This window comes from Chitinophaga niabensis, assembly GCF_900129465.1.
Taxonomy (GTDB): Bacteria; Bacteroidota; Bacteroidia; order Chitinophagales; family Chitinophagaceae; genus Chitinophaga; species Chitinophaga niabensis.
Genome location: NZ_FSRA01000002.1, coordinates 1050288 through 1069469 on the forward strand (window position 1 = coordinate 1050288; position 19182 = coordinate 1069469).

The window sequence follows — 19182 nt, forward strand, 5'->3', positions numbered from 1 at the left end:
ATGCGAAATTACTTTTCAGCATATAAAAATCCGGTTGCAGTGCTCATCGTGCTCATCATCTGCGGAGGCCTTTTTGCTTACAGCAAAATGCAAACATCCCTTTTCCCGGAGATCACTTTTCCTAAGATCAAGATCATTGCAGATGCAGGTCAGCAACCAGTGAAAAAGATGATGATCACCGTTACCCGCCAACTGGAAAATGCCATAAAACAAGTGCCGGACCTGGAAATGATCCGCAGCAGAACCAGCAGAGGCAGCTGTGAAATATCCGCATACATGAACTGGAACAGTAACATAGATGTGAACCAGCAAAGGATAGAATCAAAGATCAACGAAATAAAGAATATCCTGCCACCGGATATCCAGATCACGGTGGAAAGGATGAACCCTTCTATTTTGCCGGTTATCGGGTATTCGCTGGCCAGTAAAACACGCAGCCCGGTAGATATGAAGATGCTGGCCAAATACACCATCAAACCATTTCTTTCCCAGGTACCCGGTATTAGTGATGTTCGTGTGGTAGGTGGCAAAGAAAAAGAATACTGGCTCATCCTGGACCTCCAAAAAATGAACACCCTGGGCATTACTCCTGATATTATTAATACCGCATTGGGACAAACAAATTTCATTCGCTCTAACGGGTACCTTTCTGATTACCGGCTGATGTATCTCACCATCACAGATGCCTCCGTTACTTCAAGGTCGCAGCTGGAAGAGATCGTGATCAGTAATAACGGCCAGCGCATTGTTACCCTTAAAGATATTGCAGCCGTTGAGATCCGGGAGGCAAAAGAATATGTGAAGATCAACGCTAATGGGAAAGATGGTCTATTGCTCGCAGTGATAAAACAACCAAATGCGAACCTCGTTGAACTCAGCGATAAAATGCAGGTAAAGCTCGAAGCGCTGAAAAAGATCATACCCCGGGACGTAACGATTGAACCATTTTATATACAGGCAGATTTTGTGAAAGATGCCGTACACAGTGTTACGGACAGCCTCTGGATAGGTCTTGTACTGGCCATTTTTGTTGCCATTATATTCCTTCGGTCTGTTAAAGCAAGCGCTGTTATCCTGGTCACGATTCCGGTAATACTTTTATTATCCGTTATTTGTCTCTTTGCAACAGGCCAGTCGTTCAACATCATGACACTTGGCGCCCTTGCTGCTGCAATAGGCCTGATAATAGACGATGCCATTGTTGTAGTGGAGCAGATCCATCGCACGCACGAAGAACATCCTGAGGAACCAACGGCCACCCTTGTTCAGAAGGCGATTAGGTATCTCTTCCCAGCTATGGTAGGCTCTTCCTTAAGTACTATTGTAATATTCCTGCCCTTCGTATTAATGAGTGGTGTGGCCGGCGCCTACTTTAAAGTGATGACGGATACGATGATCATCACCCTCACTTGTTCATTTTTTGTGACCTGGTTGGTATTGCCTGTCATCTACCTGTTGCTGACAAAAAAAGACATGCCAAAGGCCCGGCTGAAGGAAACACCTGCACATCATGTAAAAACACAGCAATGGGTAGCGTTCTTTATCAAAAGGCCGGTTATCAGCCTGGCCATAATAGGGTTCCTGGTTGCCAGTATCATCTATATTTATCCTAGGCTGGCCACAGGTTTCCTGCCGGAAATGGACGAAGGCAGCATTATCCTGGACTACGAATCGCCACCCGGCACTTCCCTGGAAGAAACGGATAACATGCTTCGGCAGGTGGAAAAGATCCTGGTGAAAGTGCCGGAAGTTCAGGCTTATAGCAGGCGTACAGGCACACAGTTGGGCTTTTTTATAACAGAGCCCAATACCGGCGATTACCTTATTCAGCTGAAAAAACAACGGAACAGGTCTACAGATGAAGTAATTACAGCCATCAGGGATCAGGTAGAAGTGTCACAACCCGCACTTAGAATAGATTTTGGACAGGTGATCGGAGATATGCTGGGAGACCTCATGACTTCCGTTCAACCGATAGAGGTGAAAATATTTGGCACGGATCAGGCAAAACTGCAGGAGTTGTCCAAACAGGTAGCCGGCATTATGTCTGAAGTTCAGGGCACGGCAGATGTATTTGATGGCATTGTATATGTAGGGCCTTCTATTAATGTGATTCCTAATAGTACCACCCTGGCCCAATATGGTATTACACCGGCCAACCTGCAATACCAGCTGCAGTCTTCCCTGGAAGGAAATATTGCCGGGGGCGTATATGACAGAGAACAGGTCACTAATATCCGTTTGGTATATCCCGGCAACCAATCACTGAGCATTGGAGATATCAGCAAAACGCCCGTTTTTCTTCCTAATGGCCGCCTGATGCCCATAGACCAACTGGCCACTGTAAATATGGTGCAAGGAGAAGCAGAGATTGAAAGGGAAGACCTGCAATCTATGGGCGTAGTTTCTGCAAGACTGGAAAACAGGGATCTGGGCAGCGTTATAAAAGATATTCAAAGTGAAGTAGCCGCCAAAGTACAACTCCCACAAGGATATGCTATAGTATATGGTGGCGATTATGCAAACCAGCAACAGTCTTTCAGCGAATTGCTCACTATCCTGCTCACTTCCAGTTTCCTTGTTTTTAGTGTGATCCTTTTCCTTTACAGGGATTTCAGGATAGCCCTCATGATCCTTTTGGTTGCCGTATTGGGTATCAGTGGCAGTTATGCCGGATTGTACTTCACTAATACGCCCCTGAATGTGGGCAGTTATACGGGCCTTATCATGATTGTTGGCATCATCGGCGAAAATGCCATCTTCACTTTCCTTCAATTCAGGGAATCACTCCAGGAAACCGGCGATGTAGACAAAGCAATCATCTATTCTATTTCCACAAGGCTAAGACCCAAATTAATGACGGCTATAGGGGCCATTATTGCCCTCTTGCCAATTGCCCTGGGCATAGGTACCGGCGCACAATTACACCAGCCTTTAGCTATCGCCGTCATAGGTGGTTTTATCATCGCCTTGCCTTTACTGCTAATTGTATTGCCAACGCTGATGCGTTGGTTCTTTAAAACACATAAAACACAATAAACATGAAAAACGTACTAACAGGGATCGCCTTACTTTTTATCACAACAGGGATTCATGCACAAAGCAAAACGGTAACAGATGCCTTCGCTAAATCATTTCCGGGCGCAACAAAGATTAAATGGGAAAAAGAGGGAGCAGACTTTGAAGTTGGGTTTACGCTGAATGGCCAGGGAATGTCTGCCGTGTATAACGGCAAGGGAGATCTGATGGAGAAGGAAGTGGAGATAAAGGTCTCAGAATTGCCGGCTGGTGTAGCAGCATATGTTAAAGAACACTACAAAGGGGCGAAGATTACAGACGCGGCCCGCATAACAAAAGCAAATGGGGAAGTGAACATAGAAGCCGGAATAAAAGGGAAAGATATTTTGTTTACAGCAGACGGTAAGTTCCTGAAAGAAGCAAAAGATTAGGCAAGATGAAATTCGCAGCAACAGGCGGCCTTGTTAAAGCATATGTGATGAATCTTTTCATGGACTCAACGCAGGATTACATGTTATACCACAACCTCTCCCATACGGAAAAGGTTGTGGGCCATACCATGGAAATAGTACGCCATTACCAGCTGAATGAAAGAGAAAGATTTGTGCTGAACACGGCTGCCTGGTTCCATGATACCGGCCATATGTTTGCCAGTATAGAAGTACATGAGGAAGCCGGGGTGCATATTATGAGGTCCTTTTTAGAAAAGGAGCATGCCCCCGGCGAATTAATAGAAATGATCGCCCAATGTATCATGGCCACCAAATATCCTCCCACACCAGGAAACCAGCTGGAAGAGATCATTTGTGATGCAGATACCTATCACTTTGGAACCCCGGAATTCAGAATAACAGATGAACTGATCAAAAAAGAAATGCAATTGAGAACTGGCAAAGAGTTTAAGAACTGGTACCAGGATAGCATGAAATTACTGGAAAGCCACCGGTTCTTCACATCCTATTGCCGTTATAAGCTCGAAGCAGGTAAACAACAGAATATACAATATCTGCAGGCAAAGATCAAAAACAGTTAACATTATTTATGAAAAGCATAACCCTTATACTTTCCTTTTTAGCTTTAAGTCTAAATATTTTCAGTCAGCAGAATAAGAACGGAAAGATCACAGGAAAAATACTAAGCAGCGCTGGCAAACAACCTGTAGAGTACGCCACCATCACTGTTACAGACCTCAGTACAGGAAAGATTGCCAGCGGCGCTGTTACAAACGCAGGCGGAACATTTGTGATCAATGCCTTAAACACCGGCAGCTTTAAAGTAATGGTGGATTTTTTGGGGTACGATAAGAAAATAATTGACAGCGTAATGATCACCAACGCAAAATCTTCCAGGGACCTGGGCACTATATATCTTTCCGTACACAGCAGATCGTTGAATGAAGTGGTAATTACTTCCCATACCATCGTAGAGAATAAAATCGACAGGGTCGTATATAATGTAGCGAACGATGTTACTTCCCAGGGTGGAGTGGCTACAGATGTACTGAAAAAAGTACCCCAGGTAACAGTAGACCTGGATGGGAATGTGGAATTACAGGGCAATCCCAATATCCGCTTCCTGATAAACGGGAAACCTTCCAGTATGTTTGGCAATAGCCTTGCAGATGCGTTGGCTTCGATCCCCGCCAGCCAGATCAAAAGTATTGAAGCCATCACCAGCCCCGGCGCAAAATATGATGCACAGGGTACAGGAGGGATCATTAATATCATCCTGAAAGACAATAAAATGCAGGGGATTAACGGAAGCGTCAATCTTTCCGCAGGCACCAGGCTGGAAAATGGTTCCGTAAACCTGAATGTACGGCACAACAATTTCGGGATGAATTTCTTTTTCAGTGGCAATGCGCAGCTCAGTTCTTCCACACCTTCCTCGCAGGACAGGCATTCCATTGATTCTATCGCCGGCACAACTACCCGTTTATTACAGAATGGCGTAGCAGACTTTCGCAGGAGCGCTTATGAATCCGGCCTGGGTTTTGACTGGAACATCAGTAAAACAGATAACCTGAGCGGGGCCTTTTCCTATGATCACTTCAGGAATAATTCAGAAGGCTTAACAAAACAGCAGCAACAGGTACGGGAATTTAACAACCCTTTTGCAGATACCACAGATATGATCAGAAGGTCTGCAACACGTAACCGCATGCATGCGCTGGACTGGGACCTGGCATATAAAAAGAAGTTCAAAAAAGAAGGGCAGGAACTGGATGTATTATACAGCGCAAGTTATGGCTCACCTTTCTCTTATTATCTGCTGGTTTTACCGGATGTAAGGTCGTTCAGCAATAATCCCGGAAAAGATAAAGAGAACAATCTTGCCATAGACTATACTCACCCGGTGAATAACAACTTTACCATTGAAACAGGGCTGAAAGCAATCTTTTATGACATCAGTAACACAGCAGATGTGCATACTTATGATAAAACAGCCAATGATTACTTTCCGGACCCTACACAAACCTACAGCTTTAATTACAAAATGAATGTTTACGGAGGATACCTGTCCGCTACATTTTCGATCGCCCGGTTCCTGGATATTAAAGCGGGCGGCAGATACGAACACACCCATGTAAATGCTGATTTTACGGGTACAAACGTACCGTCCTACGGAAACTTTTTCCCTTCGGTTATCCTGTCTCACAAGTTTAATAAAGACCAATCCCTCAAACTGTCCTATACAAAAAGGCTGGAACGGCCGGAAGGAGGAGAGTTGAACCCCTTCCTCAATCTCAGCGATCCCCATAACATCAATACAGGCAATCCGCTCTTAAAACCGGAAATAGGGAACAATATGGAGCTGGGGTATAACAGGATTTTTGAGAAAGGAGGGAATATCTATATCGCTTTGATGGAAAGGATCAACACCAATGATATAAAACAGTATACCACCTTTTATCCTGACTTCCAGGTAGGAGATTCTGTTTATAAAAATGTGTCTGTTTCAAAACGAACGAATGTAGGCGCAGAATACAATACGGGCCTGATTATTAATGGAGCAGCTCCTGTTACGCAGCAACTCAGCATGCGGGGCAACCTGATGCTTTTTAACAGGTTTGTGGTGAACGACCTGGAGGGCGGGAGGCAAACAAGCGGCCTCAACTGGCGGCTGAACATGAATGCTTCCTACCGGTTCCCGGAAAACCTGGTGGCAGAAGTGTTCGGGGAATACCGTTCTGCGTTCAATAATATCCAGGGCCGGCAGCCACAAAGCCTTTCTTACACTTTCGCATTCAGGAAACAGTTCTGGAATAAGAACGCCAGTATAGGCTTCACCGCTACCAACCCGTTTAATCAATACATCCATCAGCGTACCACCATCAATGCGGCCAATTATTCCTCGGTTGCTGAGCGGCAGATCCCCTACCGCTCATTTGGCATCAGCCTGATGTATAAATTCGGCAAGCTGCAGTTTAAGGAAAAGGAAGCAGATAATAATTACCTCAATAATCCGCCGGCCATGTAAGGATTTAATGTAATATCTACAAGATTTCTCCAGTTTTCCATAGCAAATTGAAAAGATGCGAAAGAAAATATTGTCTTTATCCCTGTTGGCCATGATGATATCTCCTTTGATCTATGGCCAGGATTCAAGTACGGTGATCAATTTCAGGCAATCGGACTATCTGCGGGAAGGCGGAAGGAAACGTTTTCCGGGGATGCTGCTGGTACCCACAATGCTTATTGGATATGGGGCAGCTTCCCTGGGCGTAAATGGCCTGAAGAATGTGAATGGTCATTTTCAGGAGGAACTATACCTGGAGCATAACCCGGCTCCATTGCATATAGACAATTACCTGCAGGTAGCGCCCGCATTGATGGTATATGGTTTAAACATAGCAGGCATTAAGGGAAAGAATAATTTCAGGGATCGTACCATCATTTACGCTATGTCCAATGTGATCATGGGAGGTACGGTATTCCTTACAAAGAACCTCACACAGGAACAGCGGCCGGATGGGTCTGACCGGATGTCCTTTCCTTCCGGCCATACGGCTACGGCCTTTGCAGCAGCAGAGTTCCTCCGGCAGGAGTATAAAGACGTTTCTCCATGGTATGGTATTGCCGGGTATGCCATGGCAGCAACTACCGGATATTTTCGCATGCATAATAATAAACATTGGCTGGGAGATGTAGTGGCAGGTGCAGGGGTCGGTATCCTTTCAACAGATCTGGCTTATTACATTTATCCTTCCATGAGGCGGATGTTTACTAATAAAAAGACCGCGGGAACAACCATCATTGTACCAACTTACCAGCAGGGAGTGCCCGGTATCAGCATGGTACATGTTTTCAGATAATCCCGGTTATTTAAAGTGAATGGTGAACACGTGTTTTTCCACTTCATAATCATATGTAACCCTAAGACCGGAAGCTTCGCAGATCTGGCGGATCACTGCCAGCCCCAAACCGTTACTGGTACTGCTATTGGAAGGATTATAAAATCGCTGGAAAAGATGTGTTTTACTCAGAGGAGTATTGTTGCCGGTATTACTGATCACCATTTGTTCCTCATCTAAAGAAATAAAGATCTCTCCATGATCGTAATTATGCCGGGTAGCATTGCTGAAAAGGTTATTCAGTAAAAATTCGATCAACTCCTTATTGGCGTTGAGGGTTACCGCTTTAATCTCTGTATGGACCGTCAGATGCCTGTCCTCCCAAAGTTCTTTAAATTGCGCAATTTTCTTCGTTAAGAGCTGATCAATGCTCACCAGGGATTTAGAGGCGAATTGTTCGTTTTCTATTTTGGTCAGTAACAGCAGGGATTGGTTCATCCTTGCTAATTTATTCAGCGCTTCTATCGCTCCTTGTAATGCGGCAAACTGGTGCTCCTGCATGTTTTCGTCCTGCATGATCACTTCCAGTTTAGACCGGATGATGGCCAGCGGGGTCTGGAGTTCATGAGATGCGTTTTCCGTAAATACCTTTAACGCTTCATAGTCCTGTAATGCCTTTTCCGTACTGCGTTCCAGCGTGGCATTCATAAAGCTGAACTCGTCAATGCCTGTGGGGGGAAATTTAAGTACCTGCCGGTTCCCTACTTTGAACTGCTGCAGGATCTCTAAAGAATGATAAAAAGGCTGCCACAGCCTTTTTAGGGTTGTTCTGTTAATAACAAATGTGGCAATAAGGATTAAAAGGATGGTACAGAATGTGATCAGGAAAACGGAGCGGGTAATGAGTTCCGTTCCCTCCAGGGACTTACTCACGCTTACATTATACCACTGCCCACCCGCACGAATGCTAAACTCAAGTTTCCGGAATTGCTCTTCATCGCCGGGCATTTCTATTGTTTCATAGAGTTGACCCTCAACCGGTTCTGCCGTTTGGCGAAAGAGGATCTGTTGGTCTTTTACCTCTACGGGGCGTGGTAAAGAATCGTGCTGATGAACAAAATTGCTGATCTCATTCTGCTCAATTTCAAGATCTTCATCCACCTGCCGCAAAAGCGTGAAGTGAAGTGCGAAATAAAAAGCAATGCCCGCCAGCACAAAGATCGCAATTGTTGAAAGCAGATTAATACGGTTATATTTTTCCAGTAATTTCATCGCAGCTGTTTAATAAGAGAACTTATACCCCATCCCATAGATGGATTTGATATAATCAGGGCAGCCTGATTGCACCAGCTTTTTCCGGAGGTTTTTGATATGACTGTAAATGAAGTCGTAGTTTTCGGAAATATCCATATCGTCTCCCCATAAATGTTCTGCTATGGCGCTTTTGCTGATCACCCTGTTCTTATTGCTGATGAAATAAAGTAACAGATCGTACTCTTTACGGGTAAGGTCTATTACTTTATTTTTTACAACGGCTGTTTTTTCCAGCAGGTTCAGCTGTAATTCATCAAACGATATAATATTACTGCCATCAAAGCTTTTCCTCCTGATAATGGCAGCTACGCGGGCTGATAGCTCCGGTAAATAAAATGGCTTGGCCAGATAATCGTCCGCGCCGGCCTTTAATCCATATACTTTATCATCCAGGGAGTTTTTGGCGGAAACTATCAATACCCCATCTGCTTTATTACTGCGTTTTAATTCTTTAAGCAGGTCCAGCCCGCTTCCGCCGGGAAGGTTAATGTCTAATATGATGCAGGTATAATCATAGAGAGAGATCTTTTCCATGGCTGTTTCAAAGGTCCCTGCCACTTCACACAGGAAGTTCTCATCTGCCAGGTACTGGCATATACTGTCTGACAGGTTCTGCTCATCCTCTATGATCAATACTTTCATATAGTTACAATTAATACGAAGTACGGGATAAAATCTGTAGACATTTAGACATCAGTCTATCCGAAACTCCGGCTTATGAAAGAACCCGAACCAGAAAGCAAACCCCTCATTTTGCTCCAATATCCCAAACTGATCGAATATCTCATGCGCAAAAGGCACTCCTGCCGTACCATTGGCCGTGATCACCTGTTTATCCCGAACAGCTGCTTTCTGAACATAATTCGCTTCCCCTTTATAAGAAGGTACTGCATCCTTCAACAACCCCAGGTCATTGCTGGTATGTTTGATATTATCCAGGAAACCCTCTGCCGCCATGTATAAGGTGGCATCACAGATAGCCGCCACTGTTTTCCCTTCACTCAATGCTTCTTTAATAAAAGGGGTGATCTCCCGGTTCTTTCCTTCGGACCATGCTGCCCCTCCCGGAATAATAATAAGATCAGCCGTATCCAGTTCCGCTAAGGACAGCCTGGGCACAACCGTAAGGTTACCAGCGGAGGTGACTGGTTTTCCATCAAGAGAAAATGTCTGTACTTCGAAATCAGTGAACTGCTGCAAACCTGCAACTGCGAGAGCGGGTTCCCAGTCAGAATACCCATTGAATACAAAGAGATAACAAAGTTTGTTTTTCATGACGCCTGTTTTTATTGACAGTACAAATGTCCTGCCGGGGAATGACAGCCTTATGTCAGTAGAAAAACAGGCATATGATGAAAGTCATTGTTTTTTTTGCGCATAAAGCGCTAACTTGCCCCCTGAAATATCTTAAAACTGTATATCATGTTGTTGAACGTTCTACTCAGCTCTGGCTATGAGCTCGGCAATAAAATCGGCCACTACGGCGCTTGGTTTTTCATCATTCTGTTTAGCCTGATGTTTTTGTATGCCATGGTGAAATACGTTAAACGTTAATCAGACAGCTCAAAATATTTGAAATAAAAGGCCCCCGATCCAATCGGGGGCCTTTTTATATGAAGTAATTTAAAACGCTTCCGACAGCGAAATATAAAACCCGCTCTGCCGCTTTTCTCCCGGCCTCTTTTCTCCCCATCCATAATCCACCCGAAGCGTGATCCGTGCCGCCTTATCATAGAAGTAACGCAGCCCCAGCCCATAATTGGGTTTTAACCCAGCAGTGGTAAATCCGCCATTCTTGAACACGGTACCTGTTCCGGCAAAACCTGCCAGCGCAAAAGTGGGTTTCATATCAATGAACCAGAACTTAATATGTTTCTTAGGGTCTAAGAAATAACGGTACTCCGCCTGTGCTGCCAGGTAATTCTGGTCGCGGTAACGCCCCGTATAATAACCCCGCATAATGTTATCATTCCCCATTTCCGGCATCAGGTAAAAAGGCAATGTATTACCCTGCAGGGAATGCCCGTAAGCATTCAGGCCCAGTGTGCTTTTTGCAGAGATGGGAATAAAATGACTGGCCTTCAGCTCAAGCCGCCACAAAGGATGTTTGCTTAAAAAAGAAGGGGCGTAGGATACATTGGTCCTTACAAAAGTGCCCCCTGTGCAGTAATTCTGATTATTCCGGTTATCGTACACACCCGTCACCCCCAAAAAAGTAGCGTAACCACCTTCTTTATCCTGCAGATCTGCCAGCGGGTAAATACCTTTCTGTTCATCCACCGTGAACCGGTCGTGCTGATACATAAGGGAAAGCCCTGCGTAAAAATGACTGGTCACTCTTTTCTCAGCTTCTACGGAGAACTTGTACCTTTTATTCCCTACCAGGGAGCGGTTCTTGTACTGCGTAGTATCTCCCATTCCGTAGAAATAGAAAGGGAAATTATGATAGCGGAAGTTTGTTTTTATATGGAAGTTGTTATCCTTCGTCCAGTTTTCGAAACGGACGTCAAACTTGAACTGGCTATTGGTAGTGAAGGTTGAAAGTATGCTGGCCGTGGAGTTCCGCGTCCAGGGAGAAGGGTCCTTTTTATCTGAATAATAGGAATACAGTGCAGCTACGCCGAATTCAAAACCCTTTTCGGGAGAAAAACCAATCACCGGTATCGGGAAAAGACTGTTCCTGCGCGCCGGAATAGAATCCGGCAGAGGAGAATCCTGTGCTCTCAGTCCCGACCCCGCCAAAATACAGAGAGAAAGTGCCGAAATGGTTTTACGCATCTGCGCAATATGCAAAAAATTCCTGAGGTACGAACAGCCGGCTACCGCTGCAAAGCCTTAAGGGATATGATTTAACACTTTCTTACCACGTATAAAACCAGCGATCAGATTAATGATAAATAGAATTTGTCCCAGCAGGAAAATAGCCAATAGAAAAACAGGCGTCTGTTTCAACACAACAGCTACCAATGCGCTGAAACCTGTTCCTGCCACGTGAAACCATTGAGTGCTGCGCCATTGGCGATAATTATCCGTGAGAAAATAAAGTACGGTTTCCAGTAGAAAGAACCCGCCCATCAACACTCCTATGTGAAAATTACTGATAATATAATAAGTGTCCATCAAGGGAATGTCTGTTGTAGAACGGCCTGCAAGAAAGCCCGAAATGATTACCAGCAAAGAAATGATCAGCAGGATATATTTGGGCTGGGATAAAAACGTCATATAGCAGCATTTTTCCTGATATCCTCAAACCGCTGGTCCTTCACCAGCTTCCCATCCTCGAAAACCGTTTCCAACACATCGGGCAGCTCAGGAAACTCATCCGCCCCCACCGTTTTATACCCATCAGAACCCTTCACGAGCTTGAATTTCCCCGCCTTGGATTTTTTGAAAGAAGTCCGCAGTTCGCCGGAAGCATCCATTTCCACCGGAGACTTAGAAACATCCACGCCTTCCCCGTTAATCTCCGCATAAGAACATTTCAGTGCAAACTCCTGCGTATCCCGGTTCACCTTTTGGATCAAAGCCCCGCCCATACCCAGCACAAGGTTCTCCGCACTGATCCCTGCCTGCTGTAAGGCAGCATAGATCTCCCGGATGGATTGGTAATTGATCCCATCCCCCTGGATCACCCGAACCTGTGGTGGCAGTACTTTATAGCCCTTTTCATTCAGGGTAAATCCAAATTTATCCATCAGGATCCCGAACACTTTCAGCAATGTTCTCACCGGGTCTCCGGAATCCGGCCGGATCACCAATGTACCTTTCCTGGCCAGGACCTGGTCTTTCAGCAAAGTGCCCCAGTATTCCTCACAGGCCCGGAAGATATTATAGGAATCAGAGACACAGGCAATAGTGCCTTCCGGAAAAGTGTCCAGCACATGTTTGAATATTTTTTCCTCTCCTGCTTCTCCCAATAAAGTAACAATAGAATGTTCCGTAGCCGGAATGGAAAGCCCCGGAGCTTTCGATGCATGGTAATATCTTTTCGCAAAAGTGGAAGCCGCCAATGTATCGCTCCCGCTGAAGTTCACAAGATGCGCACTGCCACCTAACCCTGCCGCCTCTACGGAAGTAGCGCCACGGAATCCAAAATCATTCAGCACAAGATCGATCCCCGCCTGCGAAGCGGCACTGGCCGTAGCCTTGAAGTATTGGAGAACAATCTTCTTTATCTCCCGCGAAAGCGTAGCTACCGTATTCGGATACCAAACCTGCATCAGTAATGTCTCTAAAAAATTCGTGAGCCAATAACATTTAGGGTCCGTATTTTCGATCGTCATCAATACATTTTTCACCGGAACAACAGTTCCTTCCGGCACCGCTTTAATCCGCACAGGCAAATGGCCACTATGTTCTTCCAGGAGATATTGAAAGCGCGAGGCATCAAATACATCATCCCTGCCAAATACTTCCGGCAACATCTCCGAAGCCTCTTTGATCTTTTCCGCAGTGATCACCTGACCTTCTAAATAGGCTTTCAGAAGATACTGCAATCCATAAAATACCGTTTCGGAAAACAGGCCGCCACGGCTTTCCAGGTAAGAATAGATCTTATTCGTGCCCGGAACATAGAGCTTGTGATGGGAATATTTGTAGGCGTCCGCGAGTAAAATAAGGTTCTGCATACTGTAAATTAAGCATTTAGCCCCTAAATGAAGAAACCCTTTGCTGGAAAGGGTTTCGGGCTAATTTATGTTCTTTGTACACAAATAGCCATATTATATTCAATATTCATATATTATTTGTGTAAATAGGCGCTAAAATCTAAAAACCAGTACTTTAGGAGAATATTTCAACGAAAGTGCCCTTTTCCTGTAATTCCGTGAATTTCTCCCTGTTAAAGCTAAATAATTGAGCCGGACGACCTTGTAAAGGGTGCTTCAATTTCTCCTGCTGCGTGGTCAGTAATCCCAATCCGTGGATCTTTTTCTGGAAATTCCGCCGGTCTACCATCCGGTCGTACAACCATTCGTAGAGTTTCTCCAGTTCGGAAACAGGGAACTTGGCATCGAGCAGTTCAAAGGCCAGGGGTTCATGCCTGAAACGCAGGCGAAGATGGTCCAGCGCAGCGGCAATCACTTCTGCATGATCAAAGGCCATTTGCGGTAATTCCCTCACGGGGTACCAGCGTGCTTCTTTGTTTCCCGCGCCCAGCGTTAGTTTAGCCGCGGAAGGTTTGATCAGCCCTACATGTGCCACACACAATACGCGGCCACGCGGATCACGGTCCGGCGCGCCAAAAGTTTTGAACTGTTCCAGGTAATTAACACGGAGCCCGGTCTCATCGCGGATTTCGCGATGTACGGCGTTTTCCAGCGGTTCGTCGTTTTGAACAAAACCACCGGGAAGCCCCCATTTAAAAATGTGAGGAGGGATACTGCGTTTACTGAGCAATACCATCATGCCTTCCTTAGAGTTGAAGCGAAGCACTACGGCATCCGCTGTCACCCTGATGTGTTGATGAACTGGCAAGGGATAATCGTTTTTACTGAATTACTTTTCTCTGATGTACTGTTCCACTTGTGCTGTGCCTTTGTGAAGGTTCACGAACAGCGGATTTTTAGCCGGGTCAAAAACAATGATGGTATTGGATTCCCAGGCATCCTGTGGTGTTGGCAGCACCAGGTCTACCTGTAATCCATTTTGCCGGCGGAACATCAAACTGTCCTTTTTGATATACCTCACCGGAAATTGCTGTTCTTTTAAATATTGTACTAAAAGCTCTCTGCTGGCGTTAACCAAACTATCCGTTACGATCGGATGTTCCCGCATCACAAAACATTTTTCACTGATCACATCGTAATTGGCGGTGTCTGTTTTCTCACGTGTAGGGTTACACGCAGTAAGCACTGCCAGTGTAAGTAGGAAGTAACGCATAATGCAAGTTATAAACTTAAAAACGGATGTCAAATACTTTCTCTTCTTTTCCGCGCTTTACTTTAACGGTCGTTTGGTCTCCGGCTTTAAATGTTGAAAGGGCTCCCATATAAGTTTCCACATCCGTAACGGGCATATTTCCCAGTTGAATGATCACATCACCAGTAGCCAAACCAGCCTTGCTGGCGGGTTTGCCATCAGAAACACCGTCTACCCGCACGCCCCCTTTGCTATAGGTATAGTCCGGCATAATACCCAGCGTTACCGTAAAGCGGGTACTGCGCCCCATCTGCATTTCCCGGGTTTTGGTAAAAGCCAGGCGGGGCTGCGCATTGGTTTTTTCAATGATCTCATACACCGTTTTCAGCACGGTGAGTTCTCCTTCGTAATTGATCTTATCCGCGTCGTCGCTGGGTTTGTGGTAATCCGCATGGGTGCCGGTAAAAAAGAAAAGCACGGGAATATCTTTCCGGTAAAAGGAGGTATGGTCAGATGGGCCGGTGCCGGAAGAATCATAACTTACTTTTAACCCGGAAGGCAGGCTGCTTTTGAGGAGGGCCGTCCAGGAAGGAGAGGTGCCAATGCCACCGATCTGTAAACCTTTATCATTATTGAGGCGGCCCACCATATCCATGTTCACCATGTAATTCACAGATGTAATATCTATAGTGCTGTTCTCTGTATAATACTTGCTGCCAAAAAGCCCCAGTTCTTCCCCGGAAAAAGCGATCAGCAGGTAATTGTTGTTTTTAAGTTTCGAAGCCTTCAGTAACCGGCCCAATTCCAGCAGGGCAGCCGTTCCGCTGGCATTATCATCTGCCCCGTTATGAATGGCCTTTTCGCCGGGGGCAAGGGAATTATGATCTTCTCCCAGCCCCAGGTGATCATAGTGTGCGCCGATAACAACCGTATTGGCGGCTCCGTTATCTATATACCCCACCACATTGGTACCGGTACGTTTGCTGTCTTTAAAATCCACCTGCATCTCTATCTGGAACCCATTGGCATCATCCGCGGAGAGGGTTTTGCTGGCTTCCGGGCCTACCCACACTGCCGGGATCGGCAAGGCTTCCGACTTTTCATCCAGCCAGCGGGTAACGGTCGTGAACTCCTCAGGGCCATTGTAGAACACAATGCCTGTAGCCCCGTTCTTTTTAGCTTCTTTGGTCTTTTTAATATACAACTCCATCGGAGAAGCATGCGGGCTTACCTTTTCATCCCAGGCCTTCACATTGTCCAGCCAGATATTATCCATTTCATTTACCCCCGGCAGCACTTCTCCTTTTGCTGCTTTTACAGCACTGAAGGGCAAAGGCCTGTAATGTTCAGGTTTGATGGCCTGGTGGTTAATGTTAAATTTTGTGTTGGCGCCGGGTTCTTTTCCTTCCCGTACCGTAAAAGTTTGCAGGTATCCCTGGTCCCCTTTGGGGCTAAGGCCCGCCAGCTTCATCTGTTCTGCAATGTAGGCGGAGGCCAGTTGTTCACCTTCCGTGCCAGTACGGCGCCCTTCCAGCTTATCACTGGCCAGGTAAGTCACATGCAATTGCAGGTTATTGACAGTTTTGCGATCAGCTTTCTTTTGCGGGTAAGCAACCAGCGTTATACAAACGAGTGGGAGTAACAGGTAACACTTTTTCACTGCATGGTAAATTTGAAGCAAAAATAATGGTAATCTCTGACCTAAAGTGGTATTTATCATAGGAATGTCTTACGCAGCCACCCCCTTTGTTTTATCGTCAAATTAAATATTAAATTTGCCGGGCTCTGGAACGAGTTACAACAAAACACCAAAAAATGAAGAACACGCCGTTTACACACAAACACATTGCACTGGGCGCAAAAATGGCGCCATTCGCAGGTTATAACATGCCGATCTCTTATACCGGTATCAATGATGAACACGCAGCAGTGCGTAATAGTGCAGGTGTGTTTGATGTAAGCCACATGGGCGAATTCATTCTCAAAGGAGAAAATGCCCTGGACCTCATTCAGCGCGTTACCAGTAACGACGCTTCCAAACTTACTGCCGGAAAGGCCCAGTACTCCTGCCTCCCCAATGCAGAAGGAGGTATCGTGGACGACCTGCTGGTATATTGCATCGAGGAAAATAAAGTATACATGCTGGTGGTGAACGCCAGTAATATTGAAAAGGACTGGAACTGGATCAGCCAGTTCAACTCCAAAGGGGTGGAAATGCATAACATTTCAGACCAAACCTGCCTGCTGGCCATCCAGGGCCCACTTGCCACCAGCATCCTGCAGACCTTAACAGATAAAGACGTTATCAATCTTAAATATTACACCTTCGTAAAAGGCACTTTTGCAGGGGTGGAAAATGTACTGATCAGTGCTACGGGTTATACCGGCGCAGGTGGTCTTGAGATCTATTTTGAAGATAAGGACGGCGCAGCAGATAAGGTCTGGGACGCTATCTTTGCCGCCGGTGCTTCTAAAGGCATCAAGCCAATTGGCCTGGGGGCCCGCGATACCCTCCGCCTGGAAATGGGTTTCTGCCTCTATGGGAATGATATAGACGACCGTACCAATCCATTGGAAGCCGGTTTGGGCTGGATCACCAAGTTCACAAAAGACTTTACCGCCCGCCCCATCCTGGAAAAAATTAAGGCAGAAGGGGTTAAACAAAAGCTCGTAGGTCTTGAGATGATAGATAAAGGCATTCCCCGCCATGATTATGAGATCAAAGATGCACAAGGCAACCTGATCGGCAGGGTTACTTCCGGCACACAATCCCCCACCCTCCAGAAAGCAGTGGGATTGGGATATGTGAGAACAGACTTTGCAACACTCGATTCAGAAGTTTATATTGCAGTGCGCGACAAGCTCCTGAAAGCAAAAGTTTCCAAGGTGCCATTCCTGTCCTAAGCAGGAAAAAGCCATACAATTTAGCGGGAAAGGGGAGCGTTATTGAAACCTATCATCTTTAGAACCATATCTTTAAATGCTATGCCGCTGATCCATCTTACCACGGTTATTCATGCTCCATTGCACAGGGTCTTTGACCTGAGCCGGAGTATCACACTGCATAAACGCAGTATGGAACACTTAAAAGAAGAGGCCATAAAAGGAAGAACGAGTGGATTGATAGAATATGATGAAACGGTTACATGGAGAGCCAAACATCTTAACAAAATGCGGCAGCTCACCATGAAGATCACGGCCATGCAAAAAGACCACTACTTTTGCGATGAAATGGTGGATGGTGACTTCACCTTTATGAAGCACGAACATTTTTTCCGCGAGATAGCAAATGGTACCGTAGTAATAGATATCATGGAGTTCGGAACACCCTATGGCCGCGTTGGCCGCTGGTTTGAAAAGCTCTATCTTAAAAAATACATGCAACGCCTGTTAGCGCTGCGCAACAATATCATCAAGGAATATGCAGAAAGTGAAAAGTGGCGGGTGATCCTTGATTAAAAAACAAAGAATGGACGAAATAACAAAACCAAGGCTGGAAGTATGCCTTTCCCCAGCCCTCCTTCACTTGTTCGACGTTAAGAACAGCATTGTTGTAATTATCGACGTTTTACGCGCTACTTCCACCATTTGCACTGCATTATACAATGGTGCGGCAAAAGTTATTCCGGTGGCCACTGTGGAAGAATGCGTAAGTATCGGCCGCCAGCTGGACGCTATCACTGCCGGAGAGCGGGATGGTAAAATTGCCGAAGGTTTATTACATGGCAATTCCCCCTTCGAATATCCCACAGAATTCATTGGCGGTAAAGTGCTGGTGCTTACCACTACCAATGGCACCAAACTTTTGCACATGGCAAAAGATGCCGTACAGATCATCACGGGATCTTTCCCTAACATTTCCGCCGTTTGCGAATACCTGATCTCCCAGGGGCAGAACGTGATCCTCGGTTGCGCTGCCTGGAAAGACCGCGTAAATATGGAAGACACCCTGTTTGCCGGAGCAGTAGTGAGCCGCATCAAAGAACATTTCGATGTAAACTGCGATTCTGCGATTGCTGCTGAAACACTCTACCATAGCGCAAAAGGAGACCTGTTCTCTTTCATGAAAAAAGCATCTCACTTCCATCGCCTGGCCCGCTACGGACTGGAAGAAGATATAAAATACTGCCTTACGGAAGATGGTGCCAACATCCTGCCCATCTTAAGGAATGGCGAACTGATCAAAGAAAAATAAAAAAGGCGCGGTGAATTTCACCGCGCCTTTTTTCTGTTCAAAATGTTTTTAAGCGACCTGTCTTTTGAGTCGCAGGAAATTATCTGCTGAATAAACGCCACCGCCGTTGAACAAAAAGAATACATTGATCAGCAGCATGGTAATCGCTCCGGTGGCATCCCCTAAGGTAGCGCCGAGCGCAAACTTAAATACAGTAGCCACGATCATGGTGATCACCAGTGAAAGGGCCGCAAAACGGGTGAATAAGCCAAACACGAGCAACAATCCACCCAGGAATTCAGAAATAGTAGCCAGCAGCCCCCAGAATGCAGGCCATGCACTGATACCAAAAAACTTCATGGAACCACCTACTCCCGTCCAAACAGGCTCACCGCCAGCTATTTTTTGCCATCCGAAAATAAAGAACAATACCCCAACGCCAATACGCAATATTAATAATCCGAGCTGTTGGGTCTTTGTGTTTTCAATAGAGGTTATATTCGCCATAGATTTAATTTATACA

At 45.7% G+C, this 19182-nt stretch carries 18 protein-coding genes; 8 read left to right on the forward strand and 10 right to left on the reverse strand.

What is annotated here, in order from left to right; all coding sequences use genetic code 11:
- The 5 genes from BUR42_RS21300 to BUR42_RS21320 are packed head-to-tail and all read left to right on the forward strand — an operon-like array spanning nt 1 to nt 7333.
- A complete protein-coding gene (locus BUR42_RS21300) occupies nt 1-3039 on the forward strand; it encodes an efflux RND transporter permease subunit (RefSeq protein ID WP_074241626.1) in 3039 nt (1012 codons plus the stop codon).
- Between the two features lie 2 nt (nt 3040-3041).
- Complete coding sequence (locus BUR42_RS21305; RefSeq protein WP_074241627.1) at nt 3042-3449, forward strand: PepSY-like domain-containing protein; 408 nt, start codon at nt 3042-3044, stop codon at nt 3447-3449.
- Nucleotides 3450-3454: 5 nt separating this feature from the next.
- Complete coding sequence (locus BUR42_RS21310) at nt 3455-4051, forward strand: HD domain-containing protein (protein WP_074241628.1); 597 nt, start codon at nt 3455-3457, stop codon at nt 4049-4051.
- Between the two features lie 8 nt (nt 4052-4059).
- Nucleotides 4060-6498, forward strand: coding sequence for a TonB-dependent receptor domain-containing protein (locus tag BUR42_RS21315; protein WP_074241629.1), 2439 nt, complete (start codon nt 4060-4062; stop codon nt 6496-6498).
- 55 nt (nt 6499-6553) lie between these two features.
- Nucleotides 6554-7333 carry a phosphatase PAP2 family protein gene (locus BUR42_RS21320; protein ID WP_084185745.1) on the forward strand — a complete coding sequence of 260 codons (780 nt, stop codon included), beginning with the start codon at nt 6554-6556 and terminating at the stop codon, nt 7331-7333.
- Nucleotides 7334-7339: 6 nt separating this feature from the next.
- Here BUR42_RS21320 and BUR42_RS21325 read toward each other — a convergent pair whose 3' ends face one another.
- The 9 genes from BUR42_RS21325 to BUR42_RS21365 all read right to left on the reverse strand — a co-directional run bounded on the left by BUR42_RS21325 (nt 7340) and on the right by BUR42_RS21365 (nt 16145).
- A complete protein-coding gene (locus tag BUR42_RS21325) occupies nt 7340-8584 on the reverse strand; it encodes a sensor histidine kinase (RefSeq protein WP_074241631.1) in 1245 nt (414 codons plus the stop codon).
- 9 nt (nt 8585-8593) lie between these two features.
- Nucleotides 8594-9268 (reverse strand): response regulator transcription factor, encoded by a 675-nt coding sequence (locus tag BUR42_RS21330; protein ID WP_074241632.1) that lies wholly within the window; start codon nt 9266-9268, stop codon nt 8594-8596.
- 51 nt (nt 9269-9319) lie between these two features.
- Complete coding sequence (locus BUR42_RS21335; RefSeq protein ID WP_074241633.1) at nt 9320-9901, reverse strand: type 1 glutamine amidotransferase family protein; 582 nt, start codon at nt 9899-9901, stop codon at nt 9320-9322.
- 348 nt (nt 9902-10249) lie between these two features.
- Nucleotides 10250-11404, reverse strand: a complete 1155-nt coding sequence (locus BUR42_RS21340) for a BamA/TamA family outer membrane protein (protein ID WP_074241634.1) — start codon at nt 11402-11404, stop codon at nt 10250-10252.
- Between the two features lie 57 nt (nt 11405-11461).
- A complete protein-coding gene (locus tag BUR42_RS21345) occupies nt 11462-11848 on the reverse strand; it encodes a hypothetical protein (RefSeq protein WP_074241635.1) in 387 nt (128 codons plus the stop codon).
- Nucleotides 11845-13254 (reverse strand): nicotinate phosphoribosyltransferase, encoded by a 1410-nt coding sequence (locus BUR42_RS21350; RefSeq protein WP_074241636.1) that lies wholly within the window; start codon nt 13252-13254, stop codon nt 11845-11847. Before BUR42_RS21350 ends, BUR42_RS21345 begins: the two co-directional genes overlap by 4 nt.
- Nucleotides 13255-13408: 154 nt before the next feature.
- Nucleotides 13409-14101 carry an NUDIX hydrolase gene (locus tag BUR42_RS21355; RefSeq protein WP_074241637.1) on the reverse strand — a complete coding sequence of 231 codons (693 nt, stop codon included), beginning with the start codon at nt 14099-14101 and terminating at the stop codon, nt 13409-13411.
- A gap of 21 nt (nt 14102-14122) precedes the next feature.
- Nucleotides 14123-14506 carry a hypothetical protein gene (locus BUR42_RS21360; RefSeq protein ID WP_074241638.1) on the reverse strand — a complete coding sequence of 128 codons (384 nt, stop codon included), beginning with the start codon at nt 14504-14506 and terminating at the stop codon, nt 14123-14125.
- Between the two features lie 16 nt (nt 14507-14522).
- Entirely contained in the window at nt 14523-16145 is a 1623-nt protein-coding gene (locus BUR42_RS21365; RefSeq protein WP_074241639.1) for a M28 family peptidase, read from the reverse strand.
- Between the two features lie 155 nt (nt 16146-16300).
- On the opposite strand from BUR42_RS21365, the gene gcvT reads away from it, so the two are divergent.
- From gcvT to BUR42_RS21380, 3 genes are all read left to right on the forward strand, one after another.
- On the forward strand, nt 16301-17389 hold the full coding sequence (gene gcvT / locus BUR42_RS21370) for a glycine cleavage system aminomethyltransferase GcvT (protein WP_074241640.1): 1089 nt from the start codon (nt 16301-16303) through the stop codon (nt 17387-17389).
- A gap of 81 nt (nt 17390-17470) precedes the next feature.
- Nucleotides 17471-17944 (forward strand): SRPBCC family protein, encoded by a 474-nt coding sequence (locus BUR42_RS21375; RefSeq protein ID WP_074241641.1) that lies wholly within the window; start codon nt 17471-17473, stop codon nt 17942-17944.
- Between the two features lie 10 nt (nt 17945-17954).
- A complete protein-coding gene (locus BUR42_RS21380) occupies nt 17955-18680 on the forward strand; it encodes a 2-phosphosulfolactate phosphatase (RefSeq protein ID WP_074241642.1) in 726 nt (241 codons plus the stop codon).
- Nucleotides 18681-18728: 48 nt separating this feature from the next.
- Here BUR42_RS21380 and BUR42_RS21385 read toward each other — a convergent pair whose 3' ends face one another.
- Nucleotides 18729-19166 (reverse strand): DoxX family protein, encoded by a 438-nt coding sequence (locus BUR42_RS21385; protein ID WP_074241643.1) that lies wholly within the window; start codon nt 19164-19166, stop codon nt 18729-18731.
- Nucleotides 19167-19182 lie beyond the last annotated feature (16 nt).

Coding starts and splice junctions, on each gene's coding strand:
- BUR42_RS21300 (WP_074241626.1), top strand. CDS start 1: ATGCGAAATTACTTTTCAGCATATAAAAATCCGGTTGCAGTGCTCATC.
- BUR42_RS21305 (WP_074241627.1), top strand. CDS start 3,042: ATGAAAAACGTACTAACAGGGATCGCCTTACTTTTTATCACAACAGGG.
- BUR42_RS21310 (WP_074241628.1), top strand. CDS start 3,455: ATGAAATTCGCAGCAACAGGCGGCCTTGTTAAAGCATATGTGATGAAT.
- BUR42_RS21315 (WP_074241629.1), top strand. CDS start 4,060: ATGAAAAGCATAACCCTTATACTTTCCTTTTTAGCTTTAAGTCTAAAT.
- BUR42_RS21320 (WP_084185745.1), top strand. CDS start 6,554: ATGCGAAAGAAAATATTGTCTTTATCCCTGTTGGCCATGATGATATCT.
- BUR42_RS21325 (WP_074241631.1), bottom strand. CDS start 8,584: ATGAAATTACTGGAAAAATATAACCGTATTAATCTGCTTTCAACAATT.
- BUR42_RS21330 (WP_074241632.1), bottom strand. CDS start 9,268: ATGAAAGTATTGATCATAGAGGATGAGCAGAACCTGTCAGACAGTATA.
- BUR42_RS21335 (WP_074241633.1), bottom strand. CDS start 9,901: ATGAAAAACAAACTTTGTTATCTCTTTGTATTCAATGGGTATTCTGAC.
- BUR42_RS21340 (WP_074241634.1), bottom strand. CDS start 11,404: ATGCGTAAAACCATTTCGGCACTTTCTCTCTGTATTTTGGCGGGGTCG.
- BUR42_RS21345 (WP_074241635.1), bottom strand. CDS start 11,848: ATGACGTTTTTATCCCAGCCCAAATATATCCTGCTGATCATTTCTTTG.
- BUR42_RS21350 (WP_074241636.1), bottom strand. CDS start 13,254: ATGCAGAACCTTATTTTACTCGCGGACGCCTACAAATATTCCCATCAC.
- BUR42_RS21360 (WP_074241638.1), bottom strand. CDS start 14,506: ATGCGTTACTTCCTACTTACACTGGCAGTGCTTACTGCGTGTAACCCT.
- gcvT (WP_074241640.1), top strand. CDS start 16,301: ATGAAGAACACGCCGTTTACACACAAACACATTGCACTGGGCGCAAAA.
- BUR42_RS21375 (WP_074241641.1), top strand. CDS start 17,471: ATGCCGCTGATCCATCTTACCACGGTTATTCATGCTCCATTGCACAGG.
- BUR42_RS21380 (WP_074241642.1), top strand. CDS start 17,955: ATGGACGAAATAACAAAACCAAGGCTGGAAGTATGCCTTTCCCCAGCC.
- BUR42_RS21385 (WP_074241643.1), bottom strand. CDS start 19,166: ATGGCGAATATAACCTCTATTGAAAACACAAAGACCCAACAGCTCGGA.